The sequence below is a fragment of the Pseudomonas sp. URMO17WK12:I12 genome, assembly GCF_000514395.1.
GTDB classification, from domain to species: Bacteria; Pseudomonadota; Gammaproteobacteria; order Pseudomonadales; family Pseudomonadaceae; genus Aquipseudomonas; species Aquipseudomonas mucoides.
This window is the reverse complement of the sequence record NZ_AZVV01000013.1, coordinates 233,308-248,299: the sequence shown is the minus strand read 5'-3', so window position 1 is coordinate 248,299 and position 14,992 is coordinate 233,308. Positions and strand designations below refer to the sequence as shown.

Genomic DNA, 14,992 nt, shown 5'->3' with positions numbered 1-14,992 from the left:
GGGTCAGGCGTTGGAAGGGCTGGCCAGGGTCAGTTCGGCCAAGGTGCGCAGTTCGGCCAGCAGGCTACGGACATAGGCGACCTGGTTGTTCGCCCAGCGGTGTTCATCGGCCAGCATTTGCTCCAGCGAGAAGCCGTTCGGGAGCGGCGTTTCGCTCATCTCCCGGTAAGCAATGAACGGATCAGCGGCCTCGATGCTCTGGCGGAAGGCGGGGGCCACGTAGTGGTTTTCCTGCTCGAGAATGAAGGCGATCACCTGTGGGGTGGCTTCGCCCAGCATCAACAATTCGAACAGCAGGCGGGCGCTGGGCAGATCGTCTTCGTCGCTGCCTTGCAAGACGCCGTAATGGCCGAAACCGTTGTGTTCGGGGACGATGCGCACGCCTTTCATGTGCGTCTGGCGGATGTGCGGCCCCAGGTTGCGCAGGGCCTGCAAAGGCTGTTCGCAGGCATTGATCATGTTGCCGAAGTCGAACAGGGCATGCAGGCGAGGGTGGTTGAGGCGATTGAGCAGTTGCGCGATTTCGTCGCTCTTGAGTTCTTCATGCTGCTCGAAGTCAAAGAACAGGTCGTGTTCATCGGCTTGCTGCGCGAGGTACTGCAGGTCGGTTTCGATGATGTCCATGACCTGTGACAGCGTGCCCTCGTAACGCGAGTAAACACGGATGTTGCGCACCCCCAGCGCCCTGGCGATGGCGATCACCTGGTCGACATCCTTTTTCCGCGTGCTGCTGATTTCCAGGTGCACATCCAGCCCCAGCGCCTTGGCCTTGGCGGCAAACGCCTGGAGTTGCACGGGTGACATCTGGCTCAGGCTGTTTTCCTCGCCGTCGAGCAAGTGCAGGCTCAGGCCTTGCAGCTCGTGGCGATAGGCGAAGTCCAGCAGGTCGGCCGGGGTCACACGGCCGTGGGTGAGGTTGGTCAGTAGCGGGTAGGCGTGGGCAAACAGACGCAATTGCCCCAGACGCTCAAGCAACCGCCGGGCCAGTGCATCCGTGAGCACGGGGACAGCCCCGTCTTCGACCACTTTATGGCTCAGCAAGGCGTTGAATCGTTCCTGGATCTTATTGTTCATTAGAGTCGTTCCTGGTTCAGACACCGGGTCTGCCGGCGCAGCCTTTATCGCGCCAGTCAGGAACTCTCGATAGATCCACTATCAGTTATTTGATAAGACCACTTGCCTCGCCTCAAGTGGTCGGCGGCAGATAACCCAATGCGCGCAAGGCTTGGGCCAGCGCCTCGACACGCTCCCGGGCCTGGTGTTCGGGTGTGCCGGCAAAGCCGATCAACAGCGCCGGCGGCAGGGCATGCTGGATGCGGTAGTCGCTCAAGGCGTAGGTGTGGATGTTGCGCTGGGCCAGTTGCCGGGCAACTTCGATGTCACTGAGTTCGGCGGGTAGCCAGGCGATCAGGTGCATGCCGGCGTCCGCCGGGGTGATCCTGAAAAAGCTGCCAATCTGCTTTTCAAGCTCTCCGATCAAGGCCTGCTGGCGCGTCTTGTACAGCGCACGCATGCGGCGGATGTGCCCCAGAAAGTGGCCTTCGCCCATGAAGTCTGCTGTCGTCGCCTGAAGCAGGGTGGGCGGGCTGCGATCCATCACCGCACGCAACGTGCAAAAGGGTTCGACCAGTGCCTGCGGCAGAATCACGTAACCCAGTCGCAGTGACGGGAAGAGCACTTTGCTGAACGTACCGACGTAGATCACCCGGGCCATCTGGTCCATGGCATACAGCGCCGGCAGGAGGCGGCCACTGTAGCGAAACTCACTGTCGCAATCGTCCTCGATGATCCAGCTCTGATGCTGCGCCGCCCAGTCGATCAGCGCCTGGCGCCGCGCATAACTGAGGGTGACACCCAACGGGTGCTGGCGCGACGGCGTACAAAACACCAGGCGGGCATCAGGGCACTCGGCCAGGCCTTGCTGGACGTCGATCCCCTGTTCATCGATACGCAAGGGAATCACCTGTGCCCCTTGGGCCTGCAACGCAATGCGCGCGGCGATGTGCCCCGGATCTTCCATCCAGACGCTGTCCTGCGGATTGAGCAGCAACATGCCCAGCAGGTTGAACGCTTGCTGCGCGCCGGAAACGATCACCACTTGCCCGGCATCGCAGTCGATGCCCCGCGCATCGAAAACGTATTCGGCAATCGCCGCGCGAAACGCCTGCAAGCCTTGCAATTCGCCATAACCCAGAATGGCCTTGGTGGGCTTGAGCAGATGACGGTTCATCAGGCGCCGCCAGATCGCCTGCGGGAAGGCTTCATAGGTGCTGTGGCTGGGCAGGAAAGAGGTCGGGGTCGCAGGGTCCCAGTCGGTATAGGACACCCCGCGAAAATGATCGCTGCGCAGCGACAGCATTGACTGGCTCAGGTCCGACAGGCGCGGTGGCTGGGACGTTTGCTCGTCCTCGATCCCCCGGTTTTCCCACTCCGTGCCGACGTACGTACCGGCACCGGTGCGCGAGGCCAGAAAACCTTCGGCAATCAACTGATCGAACGCATTGAGAATGGTGATCCGCGACAGCCCCAATTCCTGGCTCAAGGTCCGCGTAGACGGCAGGCGCACGCCCCCCTGGATTCTGCCGTTGAGTATCTGTTTGCGAATTTGCAGATACAGTTGGCGGTACAGGGGAATGGCGCTGGCACGGTCCAGTTCGATAGCCGACAGCAGCAAACCTGCGGGGGATTTCATGACATGCTCGCCTGGGTGAAAGGGGCGTGGGACTGGGAACGGGGAGGTAGGGTATCGAGCGATACTCGATAAGTCATCCATCGGGCGTTGAGGGTGTGCGGCGTTCGAGCGGATGCGGCACGTTCTGTGCCATATCGACAACTGCCAAGTTTGATCTAGCCTTAAGTTATCTCACGGGAGAACAATCATGCCCGTCGCGCTCAGAAATGCCTTGGCCGTTGCGTCGGGATTCTTTCTTTACATCGCCGCAAGCGGTCAAGGCATTGCAGCCCCCCAGCAGCCACCGGCAATCCTCCCGCTGGAATCCGAGGCGGTGCCCACGCTCATCGCCTATCCGCCGCTTGCCGAGCCGCTCGCCCGCGGGGTTGTCATCATCCAGTATCAAATAGAACACGCCAGGATCATGCCGGTGTTTGGCAAAACGGCTGCTGACGTATCACCCCGTCTCGCTCACCTGCATGTGACCGTCGACGACTGGAAAGGGACATGGGCGCACACCAGTGAAGATCCGATTATCGTGGTTGGGCTGACGCCCGGCACGCATAAGGTGCTGCTTGAAGTGGCGGATCCGACTCACAAGATTCTCACCCATACGGAAGTGAGTTTTGTCGTTCCGCAGAAGTGAACGGCTTCAGACGGCAGGAACAATAAAGCCGTCCCCCTCGCCACAGGTTATTGATCATTCCCACGACAGGAGTCTTTAGGAACTACGTGTCGGCTCATTCAACAACTTTTGAAAGCGCGTGTTTAAACGCCCTCCAGGTTACGTCCTGAAAGCTACAAAACCTTGCGCCGTTGCCTACGGCTACGCCAGAATCCGCCGGCTTGTGCGCCTTGGGCTCCCTCGGTAATTTGATTCCCGTCACTGCCCATCAGTGATCGGGTTTAGTCGCCCGTTGATGTCAAGACGCACAGTGTCCCTATCAGCCAGGTATCCCATGCCTGCACTTGATGGCGGTTGTGCGCAGGGCGCTTCGGCGCGCCGATTTCTTGGCTCATCGGTCGACTAACCTGTGCACAGCTGCCTCCCTATCGTTTAGTCGCGAGCGGGTTGCAGCCTCACTCTTATGAGGTTAGAGCCAATGTTCAAAGTAACGCCCAATCCACCAGAAACCGAATCGCCAGAAACCGACCCACCAGATACCGACCCCGCATCCCCATACGAAACCCTCGACTCCAAAAAACTCCACGCCGCCGCCGAGCGCGCGCTCAATTTTCACTTCCCGTCAAACGCGGACATCAAAGCCACCCAGCGCACGCGCAGTACGCTGTTTTCCGTGGACCCGGCGGCCACGACCGAAACCCTGGCCGTGTTTTTGGTCGAAACGTTGGCGTCGGTCGATGTGATGGTCCATCAATTGGTGGATCACCTGGAGGGTGAGTCGCGCTACGCCTTGCTGGGTATTTCCAACAGCATCATGGTGGCGGAGATCACGGCGAACCGGGTGCTGGATAAGGTTGAGCCCTCCGTGTAACCGCTGATTGTGGTGAGGGGGGCAAGCCCCCTTGCCACAGGTATTCATCGTTTGATCGATGCTTTCACACGCCCCATCCCTCCCTCACAGCCTTCCTGATCCCCTCCAGCAACATCGCAAACGCCGGGTTGTCATTGTTCTCGCGCCAGATCAGATGCAGCTCACTCTGCACGCCTTCCCCCAGATCGATATCCCGGAACACCACGTTCTTGAACACCACGCTGGTGGCGCAACGCGGGACCAGGGCCAGGCCCATTCCGGCGTTGACCAGCGCCAGAATCGTCAGTGACGAACCGAGCCATTGCACGTATTCCGGGGCCACGCGGGCGGAGCGCAGCATGCCGGTCAGCAGTTCGTTGAAGGGCGGGTAGGCGGCGTGGGAGTACATCAGGAACGGTTGCGCGTCGAGGTCCTGGACGGACACGGTGTCGGCAGTCGCCAGCGGGTGGCGACTGGGGACGGCGAGCACGAACGGCTCACGCACCAGGCACTCGGTGGCGTAGCCCGGTTCCAGCAAGGGCGCGCGGACGATGCCCAGATCGATCCGCCGAGCGCGAAGGGCTTCGTGCTGTTGGTAGGTGTTCATTTCCGACAGGTCGATTTTGACGTGGGGCTGTTTGAGCCGTGCTTCGGCGATGACCTTGGGCAGGAATTCGTACACCGCGCTCCCGACGAAGCTGATGTTGACCGAGCCGATGTCGCCTTCGGCAAAACGCCGGGCGGTGACGGCGGCTTGCTGGGCGCGCTCCAGCAGGTTCTGCGCTTCGATGAAGAAGGCACGACCGGCGGCGGTGAGGGCGACGCTGCGGGTGGTGCGGGTGAACAGCTCGACACCCAGATGGTGCTCCAACAACTGGATCTGTCGACTGAGCGGCGGTTGCGTCATGTTCAGGCGTTCGGCGGCGCGCCGAAAGTTGAGTTCGGTGGCCACTGTGGTGAAGCAGCGCAGTTGAGTCAGTTCGAACATTGATCTAATCCAGGTATCAATCGAATGCCAAGTTAGATTAGACGGGATCAATTGCCGCGTCCATGATCGGCTCGTCCCTAAAAAAACAATGATCGGGAGTTGCCTCTTGAATACCCTCCAGAATCCGCCAGACCCGAGTGTGCTCGCCCGCGCCGCGGCCAAGGTGAAACGCCACGTGCTGCCGCTGTTTGTGGTGATGTTCATCGTCAACTACATCGATCGGGTCAATATCGGCTTCGTGCGCAGCCACATGGAAACCGACCTGGGCATCGGCGCCGCAGCCTATGGCCTGGGCGCCGGGCTGTTCTTCATTGGTTACGCGATCTTCGAAGTGCCCTCCAACCTGTTGCTGCAACGCTACGGTGCTCGCGCGTGGCTGACGCGCATCATGTTCACCTGGGGCGCCGCCGCCATGGCCATGGCCTTCGTGCGCGGCGAAACCAGTTTTTATGTGCTGCGTTTCATTCTCGGCGCGGCCGAAGCGGGTTTTTTCCCGGGCATCATTTACTACTTCACCCAGTGGCTGCCGTCGACGGAACGGGGCAAGGCCATGGCGATTTTTCTCAGTGGTTCGGCCATTGCGTCGGTCATCTCCGGCCCGGTGTCCGGTGCGCTGCTGAACGTCAGCGGTTTCAGCCTGCATGGCTGGCAGTGGATGTTCCTGATTGAAGGTTTCGCCTCCATCGTCCTGTGCGGTTTTGTCTGGTTCTGGCTGCAATCCCATCCGCGTGAAGCCAAGTGGCTGAGCGCCGAAGAGAAGGACGCGCTGGTGGGCGCCATCGCGCTGGAGCAGCAGGCTCGCGAAGCCGCGCAGACAATCAAGCCGTCGATGTTCAAACTGCTGGCCGACAAGCAAATCGCGCTGTTCTGTTTTATCTACTTTTCCATTGCCCTGACCATCTATGGCGCCACGTTCTGGCTGCCGAGCATGATCAAGAAAATGGGCAATCTGGGCGACTTCCAGGTCGGCCTGTTCAACTCGATTCCGTGGCTGATTTCCATCGTCGCGATGTATGGCTTCGCCGCCATGGCCAACAAATGGAAACACCAGCAAGCCTGGGTGGCGTTGACGCTGGTGATTGCGGCGTTCGGCATGTTCATGTCGACCACCGGCGGACCGATCTTCGCCTTCGTCGCCATCTGTTTTGCGGCCATTGGTTTCAAGGCGGCCTCGGCGTTGTTCTGGCCGATTCCGCAAGGCTATCTGGATGCGCGCATCGCCGCCGCGGTGATCGCCCTGATCAATTCCATCGGCAACCTGGGCGGTTTCGTGGCGCCGACGGCATTCGGTTTTCTCGAACAAAAAACCGGCTCAATCGAGGGCGGGCTCTACGGCCTGGCCGCCACCTCACTGGTCGCCGCCGTGGTGATCTTTTTCGCACGCACCGCACCCCGTGGCAACGCCTTGCGCGCGCTGACCGGTAAACCCGCCACGACCGCCTTGCCACAACCCACTGTCAGTCACACCGCTTTGAAACCAGATCCAAAGGGAGCAGCCTCTTGAAAATCACACGAGTCACCGTCACCCCCATCGCTTTCCGTGATCCGCCGCTGCTCAATGCCAGCGGTATCCACGAACCGTTCGCGCTGCGCTCGATCATCGAGATCGAGAGCGACAATGGCTACATCGGCTTGGGGGAGAGTTACGGCGACGCGCCGGCGCTGGCGATCCAGCAGCAATTGCAAGACAAGCTGATCGGCCTCGACCCGTTCAACCTCAATCAGCTGCGCGCCATCGTGCAGGCCACCGTGGCGGCGAACAAACCCGCGAGCATCGCCGGCGCCGAACTGGCGCCCGGCTCTCACGCCAGCAAAGCGGTGAGCAATGCCTACTCGGCGTTCGAAGTGGCGTTCCTGGATTTGCAGGCGCACTCGCTGAACGTGCCATTGGTGGACTTGCTGGGCGGTGCGATCCGCGACGAGATTCCGTTCAGCGCCTACCTGTTTTTCAAGTACGCCCAGCACATCGATTCCCCCTACAAGCCCGACAGTTGGGGTGAAGCGCTGAACGAAGAGCAGATCGTCGCCCAGGCTCGGCGCATGATCGAGACCTATGGTTTCAAGAGCATCAAGCTCAAGGCCGGCGCGCTGGAACCGGAGCATGAAGTGGCGTGCATCAAGGCGCTGAAAAAGGCCTTTCCGGGTTACCCGCTACGGATCGATCCGAACGCTAACTGGTCCCTGGAAACGTCGATTCGCATGGCCGAACTGCTGGGTGACGACCTGCAATATTACGAAGACCCGACGCCAGGCCTGGAGGGGATGTCCGAACTGCACAAACGCACCGGCCTGCCGCTGGCGACCAACATGGTGGTGACTGATTTCGATGAGTTCCGCCGCAGTGTGGCCTTGAACAGCGTGCAGATCGTCCTCGCCGATCATCACTATTGGGGCGGCCTGCGCGACACCCAGGCGCTGGCGAAAATGTGCCAGACCTTTGGCCTGGGCGTGTCCATGCACTCCAACTCGCACTTGGGCATCAGCCTGATGGCGATGGCCCATGTCGCCGCGTCGGTGCCGAATCTCGATTACGCCTGCGACACGCACTACCCGTGGCAGGAGCCGGACGAAGAGGTGATCAAGGGCGGCAAGCTGCCGATCGTCGATGGCTGCGTGAAAATTACTCGTGCACCGGGGTTGGGCCTGGAGCTGGATCACGATCAACTCGGCAAGCTGCATGACCAATACCTGACGTGCGGCATTCGCCAGCGCGATGATGTGAAACAGATGCAGCGTTACAAGCCCGAGTGGAAAACCGTCAAGCCGCGTTTTTGAGACGCTAACGCAATTTTGTAGCAGCTGGCGAAGCCTGCTGCTACAGGGTTCGTGTAGCTTCAGGCGCGTTTATTCAACGCCGCCTCTGCCGCCGCAATCTGCGCCTGGCGCTGGGCAATCACATCGCCCACCGGCGGCCCTTGGAAGCGTCGGGCTTCAAAGCCGAACCAGACAATCGCCGTCAGCACCAGGAAGCCGATGGTGATGTACAGCGCCCAATCGTTCGGTGGCTGAATGCCGATGATGAAAATGATCACCATCGACAGCACCGAGAGCAGGGCGAATACGGTGTACCAGAAGCGTCCCATGTTCCACGGCCCCATGGTCGGCCACTTCGAGGTCCCGTAGGTAAACAGGCCCAGCACGATGGGAATGATGAAAGAGAAGAACAGAAAGATCACCGTGCAGGACACCACGATCGTATACACCGGCGTGGCCCCGACCGAGATCACCGACGAGCCCCAGTCGAACAGCACGGCGAGGGTGGCCCCCGTCCAGATCGCCGCCACCGGGCTGCGAAAGGTTGGCGAGACCGAGGCCAGTGCTCTGGAGAAGGGCAGGCCGCCGTCGCGGGAGAAGGCGAAGATCATCCGGGACACCGAGGTCACGGTCGCCAAGCCGCAGAGGATCTGCGAGATGAAAATCGCTACATACAGCGCCACTTTCAGCGTCGGGCTGACCTGGGTGTTCATCGCCCAGAAAAACACGTTCCAGCCTTGCTTGGCCGCCTCGTCCATGTTCGGCAACATCAGCACGAACGAGCACAACATCACCCAGCCGAACAGCAACGACCAGACCACCGACATGACCATGCCGCGCGGCACGGAAATGGCTGCGTTGCGCGTCTCTTCGGAGGTGTGTGCCGAGGCGTCATAACCGGTGATGGTGTAGATCGGCAGCAGCAGGCCGAGCATGAACACCCAGCCGTTCGACACCGATGGCCAGACCGCGCCGCCGGCATCGCCGGAGTAGTTGCTGAAGGTCCACAACCGTGCGAATTCATAGCTCGGTGCCGAGATCAGGCAGACGATGGTCAGCGCCAAAGCCGTGGCGAAAATCAGGTAGCCGGAGAAGTCGGTGAGCCTGGCGGTCAGGCCGATCCCCAGGTGGTTGCACAAGGCCTGAAGACCGGTCAGCACGGCGAGGAAAATCACCCGCACCGTGGTCGTGTCTTCCATGCCCAATGCCGGGCCGAACGCACCGAAAAAGAAGTAATAGGTGCCGACGTTGATCGCCCCCAGCACGGTGACCAATCCCAGGAGGTTGAACCACGCGGTCAGCCATCCGGTGAAGCGGTTGCCCAGAATCGAACCCCAGTGATACAGCCCGCCAGCGGTGGGGTACGCCGAGGAAATCTGCGCCATGGCCATGGCGAACACCCCGGAGATCAGGCAGCCGATGGGCCAGCCGATGCCGATGGACGCGCCGCCCGCGCCGGAGGTGCCCTGGGCGAGGGAGTTGATGCCCCCGGAGAGGATGCAGATGATCGAGAAGGAAATCGCGAAGTTGGAGAAAACGCCCATGCGTCGTGAGAGCTGCTGGGCGTAGCCCATGCTGTGCAGCGCCTTGACGTCCTCGTCATGCGAGGCGTCGGAGCCGGGCTGGCTTGCTGGATTCATGTTGTGTGCCCCTTCAGGTTTTGATACGCGCCCCTCCGGAATGCCGGACGAGCTGGCTTTCAACCCCTTGTCGTACTGCTCCTGTCTCCAACCGATACAACCTGCCGTGCGCTGCCTTCATGTGTCGAGCACCGACAGTCAACGGCTCTACAGGCGGCCGTGAAACGCCGCGTCGAAAATCTCTGCCGCACCGGCCTTGGTCAAGGGCAGCGGGTTGCCGCCGGCAGAAGGGTCGACCACGGCCATGTCCGCGATCAGATCAGCCTGTCGATCGTCCACGCCCAACTCGAACAGCGTGTGTGGCACGCCGATGTCTTTGCGCAGCTTGAGGATGAAGGCCAGGAAGCTGTCGAAGCCGGGGGAAGGCAAACGCAAATACGCGGCCAGGCGGGTGATGCGCTCTTCGATGGCCGGGCGATTGAATTTCAGGACATAGGGCATGAAGGTCGCATTGGTCATGCCGTGATGGGTGTCGTACAGCGCGCCCACCGGATGTGAAAGCGCGTGCATTCCGCCCAGGCCTTTCTGGAACGCGGTGGCGCCCATCGCCGCCGCCGCGAGCATGTTCGCGCGCGCTTCCAGGTCGCCCGGCGTGTGCACGGCGCGCACCAATGCGTTGGCCACCAGGCGCATGCCTTCCACGGCGATGCCGTCGGCCAACGGGTGAAAACCGGGGGCGCAGTAGGCTTCCAGGCAGTGCGCCAGGGCGTCCATGCCGGTGCCGGCGGTGATTTTCGCCGGCATGCCGACGGTCAGTGCCGGGTCGCTGATGACCACGCGCGGCATCATTTTCGGGTGGAAGATGATGCGTTTGGTGTGGGTCGCCTCGTCGATGATCACCGCTGCACGCCCGACTTCCGAGCCCGTGCCCGCCGTGGTCGGTACCGCAATGACCGGGGCGATGCGGCTTTCATCGGCGCGGGTCCAGTAGTCGCCGATGTCTTCGAAATCCCAGACCGGCCGCGTCTGTCCGCTCATGAAGGCGATGAGCTTGCCCATGTCCAGGCCGCTGCCGCCCCCGAAGGCGATCACGCCATCGTGGTTGCCGGCACGCCAGGCATCCAGGCCTCCGGCAAGGTTGGCTTCGACCGGGTTGGGCTTGAGGTCGCTAAACATCGCCGCACCGAGGCCCGCTGAGCGCAAGGCGTCGAGGGTGGCGAGGGTCATCGGCGCACGCGCCAGGCCACTGTCGGTGACCAGCAACGGGCGCTGAATGCCCTGGGCGCGGCAGGTGTCGGCGAGTTCGGCGATGCGGCCGACACCGAAGCGGATGCTCGTGGGGTAATTCCAGTTCGCGGTCAGGCTCATGGCTCAGATCTCGTGGCGCAAATGGAAGGATTTGGCGCGGGTCAGGTGTTCATAACCGAGGCGCGACAGGGTGACGCCACGTCCGCTGTTTTTTACCCCGGTCCAGGCCAGGGCCGGGTCCAGGTAATCGCAGCGGTTCATGAACACGGTGCCGGTGTCGATTTCATTGCCCAGGCGTTCGGCGGCGGCCAGGTCCTGAGTCCAGATCGAGGCACTGAGCCCGAATTCACTGTCATTCATCAGGGCGATGGCTTCGTCGTCACCGTCCACCGGCATGATGCCGACCACCGGACCGAAGCTTTCCTCGCGCATGACCGACATTTGATGAGTGACATCGACCAATACTTGCGGCGCGAGGTAGGCGCTGCCCGGTTCGTCAGCGGCAAATGCCGTGGGTTCAATCAGTGCAATGGCGCCTTGGGCCAGCGCCTCGGCGATCTGGCCGCGCACGAAATCAGCGGCGGCCGGGGTGACCAAGGGGCCGAGTGTGGTGGCTTCATCCAGCGGGTTGCCCAGCACGTATTGGCGGGTCAGGGCGGCGAAACGTTCGATGAAGGCCGGGTAGATTGTCTTGTCGACGTAAATGCGTTCGATGGCACAGCAGCTTTGCCCGGAATTGAAGAAACTGCCGTCCACCAGGTTTTCTACCGCGTGTTCAAGATTGGCATCGGCGCGCACATAGGCCGGGTCTTTGCCACCGAGCTCCAGGCCGACGCCAAGGAAGCGCCCGGTTGCGGCGGTTTCCATGGCCTCGCCAGCGCCGACGGAACCGGTGAAATTCACTTGCTGCACGCGTCCGGAGCCAATGATGTCGGCGGTCTGGCGGTGATCGAGCAGCAGGTTGTGAAACAGACCGGGCGGCAAGTTGGCATTGGCCATGGCCTCGGCGAACCGTTCTCCCACCAGCAGCGTTTGCGACGCGTGTTTGAGGATGACGCTGTTGCCGGCCATCAGCGCCGGAATGATCGTATTCACGGCGGTCAGGTACGGGTAATTCCATGGCGCAATGACCAGCACGGTCCCCAACGGATCACGTTGAATGTACCGACGAAATCCGCTGACGGGCGTGGGTTCAATCGTCGCCAGGGCTTCAGGTGCAATGGCGATCATGTGCCGGGCACGCTCTTCGAAACCGCGCAGTTCACCCGCGCCAAAGCGTACCGGGCGCCCCATTTGCCAGGCCAGTTCCCGCACGATGTCAGTTTTCATCGCCAGCATCGCGTCCACCACCGCACTGCAAAAAACCGCGCGCTCGCTCAGTGGCCGGCGTTTCCACTGTGCCTGGGCGGTGGAGGCGGCGGTCAGTGCCTGTTCGATCTGCGTGGCGTCGGCGTAGCGGCGCTCGGCATACACCCGGCCATCGACCGGGGAAATGAGTTGGATGGTTGCCGTCATGCTGACCTCAATAGCGCTCGAAGCCGCGCTGCAGTTCCCAGTCGGTGATCCGCCGGTCGTACTCTTTCTGTTCCCATTCGGCGGTGTGCACGTAGTGGTCGATCACCTCGTTGCCGAACGCTTCGCGCAACATGCTCGAGCTCTGGAGTGCGGCGCTGGCTTCGCGCAAGGTCTTGGAGACTTCGGGCAAATGGTCATCGACGTAAGCGTCGCCTTCAAACGGCGGGGCGAGGGTGAGCTTCTCGTCGACCCCGGCCAGGCCCGCCGCGATCAGGGCTGCGAAGGCCAGATACGGGTTGAGGTCGGCGCCGCCGATGCGGCATTCGATGCGGATGGATTTGCTGCTTTCGGCACACAGCCGAAAACCGGCGGTGCGATTGTCGCGGCTCCACACCGCCCGCGTCGGTGCAAACGTGCCGGCCTGGAAACGCTTGTACGAGTTGATGTAGGGCGCGAGAAAACAGGTGATGTCGTTGGCGTATTTGAGCTGACCGGCGACCCAGGAGCGCATCAGGTTCGACATGCCGAATTCGGCTTTGGCATCGAAGAACAGCGGCTTCTTGCCGTTCTTGTCCCACAGCGAATTGTGGATGTGGCTGCTGGACCCGGCGGCGTCATAACGCCACTTGGCCATGAACGTGATCGCCTTGCCTTGCAGTTGCGCGATCTCCTTGCAGGCATGCTTGATGATGACGTGGTGGTCGGCCATGGTCAGGGCATCGGCGTAGCGGATGTTGATTTCTTCCTGGCCGGGGCCCCATTCACCCTTGGAATTTTCCACGGGAATGCCGCTGGCCTGCAGGTGCTTGCGAATCGCCCGCAGCACCGGCTCTTCGCGGGTGGTCTGCAGGATGTTGTAATCCTCGATGTAATGGCCGGCGGTTTTTGGCGTGTGGTAGTTGCGCTTGTGGATCGCCTCGTAGCTCTCGTCGAACAGATAGAACTCCAGTTCCGAGGCGAACATGCCGGTATAGCCACGCTCGCGCAGGCGTTCGATCTGCTTCTTCAGGATCGCCCGCGGGCTGTGCGGCAAGTCGCGGCGATGGTGGTGATCGAGCACATCACAGAGCACCAGCGCCGTGCATTCCAGCCAGGGCACCCGGCGCAGGGTGGACATGTCAGGCTTGAGCACAAAGTCGCCATAGCCTTTGCTCCAACTGGCAGCGGCATAGCCCGGCACGGGCTCCATGTCGATGTCGTCGGCCAACAGGTAATTGCAGCAGTGGGTTTCTTCATGGCCGCTGTCGATGAAAAATTCGACCTGGAATCGTTTGCCGACCAGACGTCCCTGCATGTCGACCATGCAGACCAGGACGGTATCAATTTCGCCGGCAACGGCGGCACGCTTCAGTTCATCAAAGCTGAGAAGGGGCTCGGTCATCACGTCAGTCCTGCGTGAACAGTGTGGGCCTGTCTGAAATAGCTGTTGCAGACGCTCTTCAGAAACACCCAAACCCTGCCGGAGCGAGCATCGTGCGCAATAAGCTGATCCTTAGCTTAGCCTACTGTTGATTTGTGCAAGTTTTGATGGAGTTGGCGATACGCAGCCACCAATTGATCCAGCGAGAACGCCAGATTCCGCCCACTCGGATTGGGCAAAATCCAGACCTTGGCGTTGCCGAAGGTCTTGGGTTGAAGGCCCCAGGCAATGTCTCGCTGGCCGGTTAACGCGCTGTAGGCGGCCTTGCCGAGAAACGCGACGACACGGGGCGCATGGCGCAGGATCTTCTGTTCGAAGTCGGCAGCGGCGGCGATGAATTCGTGCAACGACAGCTGATCGGCGCGCGCTGTAGGCCGGTCGACCACGGCGGTCAATCCGCAGCGGTACTGCAAGAGGGTCCGGTCGTTTTCCGGGCGCACCTCCTCGGGGGTAAACCCGGCAAGGTGCAGCGTGCGCCAGAAACGATTGCTCCGGCCCGCAAAGTGATGCCCTTGGGCGGCGGCCGTCATGCCCGGATTGATCCCGCAGAAAATCACGTCGAGCTGATCGGCCAAAATGTCTTCAAGTCCTTCACCCGCCATAAAGCCTCTCAACCGCAGATCACGTTGACCGCGTTGCGTGCCAGTTCGGTCAGTTCCGCGCGGGATTTTCCTGCACGCGCCCGGATGGAAATGCTGTGCAGCAGGGAGGAGGCGAGCACGGCGAGGGCGGCCGGGTCGACGTTGTCTTTGAGTTCGCCGGCAGTCACGGCCGTTCGCAGACGCGCTTCGAGATCGGCGTCGAGTCGGCTCAGACGGTCCGACAGCACCTCACGGATTTCAACATCCTCGACGGCTTCGGTGGTGGCCGTGCCAATCGCGAAGCAGCCGCGGGGTTGGCCGTCTCCCGAGAAGTAGATTGATAGCTGCCCCTCATAGAAACGCATCAACGCCTCGCTCAAGGTCAGTTGGCTGTCCGTCAGCGCCGCGTGCATGTCGGCGGCGGCAAATTCCCAGTACTGCTCAAGCGCCTTGATGTACAGCGCGTGTTTGTCACCGAAAGCGGCATACAGGCTCGGGCGGTTCATGCCCGCTGCGGTGGCGATGCTGTCCAGCGACGCGGCGGAATAACCAGTACTCCAAAACACACCAAGCGCTTGCTGCAGTGCGGTCTGCGGGTCGTAGGCGCGTGGGCGGCCACGTCCTTTTGCTTCGGTAATCTTTTTTTGTGCCATGGCGTACAAAATCCTTGTGTGAAGGTAAGTCGAGGCATATTCTTACACCATCGCACAAAATTAAGGAACCAGAAGTTCCTCAATTTCAGGTTTGTTGAAGCAGCGCT

Annotated in this window: 13 protein-coding genes; 4 read left to right on the top strand and 9 right to left on the bottom strand. The window is 61.2% G+C overall.

Features of this window, described 5'->3' with window-relative positions; all coding sequences use genetic code 11:
* Positions 1 to 3: 3 nt before the first annotated feature.
* Together D882_RS0119685 and D882_RS0119680 are read right to left on the bottom strand one after the other, a co-directional pair.
* Positions 4 to 1,074 (bottom strand): sugar phosphate isomerase/epimerase, encoded by a 1,071-nt coding sequence (locus tag D882_RS0119685; protein WP_027924818.1) that lies wholly within the window; start codon positions 1,072 to 1,074, stop codon positions 4 to 6.
* A 112-nt stretch (positions 1,075 to 1,186) separates the two neighbouring features.
* Complete coding sequence (locus tag D882_RS0119680; RefSeq protein WP_027924817.1) at positions 1,187 to 2,692, bottom strand: PLP-dependent aminotransferase family protein; 1,506 nt, start codon at positions 2,690 to 2,692, stop codon at positions 1,187 to 1,189.
* Positions 2,693 to 2,879: 187 nt separating this feature from the next.
* On the opposite strand from D882_RS0119680, the gene D882_RS0119675 reads away from it, so the two are divergent.
* On the top strand, positions 2,880 to 3,317 hold the full coding sequence (locus tag D882_RS0119675) for a DUF6130 family protein (protein WP_027924816.1): 438 nt from the start codon (positions 2,880 to 2,882) through the stop codon (positions 3,315 to 3,317).
* Between the two features lie 457 nt (positions 3,318 to 3,774).
* The gene (locus D882_RS0119670) at positions 3,775 to 4,167 is read left to right on the top strand and encodes a DUF6124 family protein (RefSeq protein WP_027924815.1); all 393 of its coding nucleotides are present in this window, start codon (positions 3,775 to 3,777) and stop codon (positions 4,165 to 4,167) included.
* 64 nt (positions 4,168 to 4,231) lie between these two features.
* Here the strand turns inward: D882_RS0119670 and D882_RS0119665 are convergent, their stop codons facing one another.
* Entirely contained in the window at positions 4,232 to 5,134 is a 903-nt protein-coding gene (locus D882_RS0119665; RefSeq protein WP_027924814.1) for a LysR substrate-binding domain-containing protein, read from the bottom strand.
* A 106-nt stretch (positions 5,135 to 5,240) separates the two neighbouring features.
* Between D882_RS0119665 and D882_RS0119660 the strand changes: the two genes are divergently transcribed.
* Together D882_RS0119660 and D882_RS0119655 are read left to right on the top strand one after the other, a co-directional pair.
* A complete protein-coding gene (locus D882_RS0119660) occupies positions 5,241 to 6,638 on the top strand; it encodes an MFS transporter (protein ID WP_027924813.1) in 1,398 nt (465 codons plus the stop codon).
* The gene (locus tag D882_RS0119655) at positions 6,635 to 7,909 is read left to right on the top strand and encodes a glucarate dehydratase family protein (protein ID WP_027924812.1); all 1,275 of its coding nucleotides are present in this window, start codon (positions 6,635 to 6,637) and stop codon (positions 7,907 to 7,909) included. The genes D882_RS0119660 and D882_RS0119655 overlap by 4 nt, the downstream gene beginning before the upstream one ends.
* Before the next feature lie 59 nt (positions 7,910 to 7,968).
* On the opposite strand, the gene D882_RS0119650 is transcribed toward D882_RS0119655, so the two are convergent.
* The 6 genes from D882_RS0119650 to D882_RS0119625 form a co-directional block, all read right to left on the bottom strand.
* The gene (locus tag D882_RS0119650; protein WP_027924811.1) at positions 7,969 to 9,528 is read right to left on the bottom strand and encodes an amino acid permease; all 1,560 of its coding nucleotides are present in this window, start codon (positions 9,526 to 9,528) and stop codon (positions 7,969 to 7,971) included.
* Positions 9,529 to 9,675: 147 nt separating this feature from the next.
* The gene (locus D882_RS0119645; protein ID WP_027924810.1) at positions 9,676 to 10,836 is read right to left on the bottom strand and encodes an iron-containing alcohol dehydrogenase; all 1,161 of its coding nucleotides are present in this window, start codon (positions 10,834 to 10,836) and stop codon (positions 9,676 to 9,678) included.
* A 3-nt stretch (positions 10,837 to 10,839) separates the two neighbouring features.
* The gene (locus tag D882_RS0119640; protein WP_027924809.1) at positions 10,840 to 12,231 is read right to left on the bottom strand and encodes an aldehyde dehydrogenase family protein; all 1,392 of its coding nucleotides are present in this window, start codon (positions 12,229 to 12,231) and stop codon (positions 10,840 to 10,842) included.
* Positions 12,232 to 12,238: 7 nt separating this feature from the next.
* Positions 12,239 to 13,612 (bottom strand): glutamine synthetase family protein, encoded by a 1,374-nt coding sequence (locus D882_RS0119635; protein WP_027924808.1) that lies wholly within the window; start codon positions 13,610 to 13,612, stop codon positions 12,239 to 12,241.
* 116 nt (positions 13,613 to 13,728) lie between these two features.
* Positions 13,729 to 14,253, bottom strand: a complete 525-nt coding sequence (mug, locus tag D882_RS0119630) for a G/U mismatch-specific DNA glycosylase (protein WP_027924807.1) — start codon at positions 14,251 to 14,253, stop codon at positions 13,729 to 13,731.
* Positions 14,254 to 14,261: 8 nt separating this feature from the next.
* A complete protein-coding gene (locus D882_RS0119625; protein ID WP_027924806.1) occupies positions 14,262 to 14,885 on the bottom strand; it encodes a TetR/AcrR family transcriptional regulator in 624 nt (207 codons plus the stop codon).
* Positions 14,886 to 14,992: the final 107 nt, after the last annotated feature.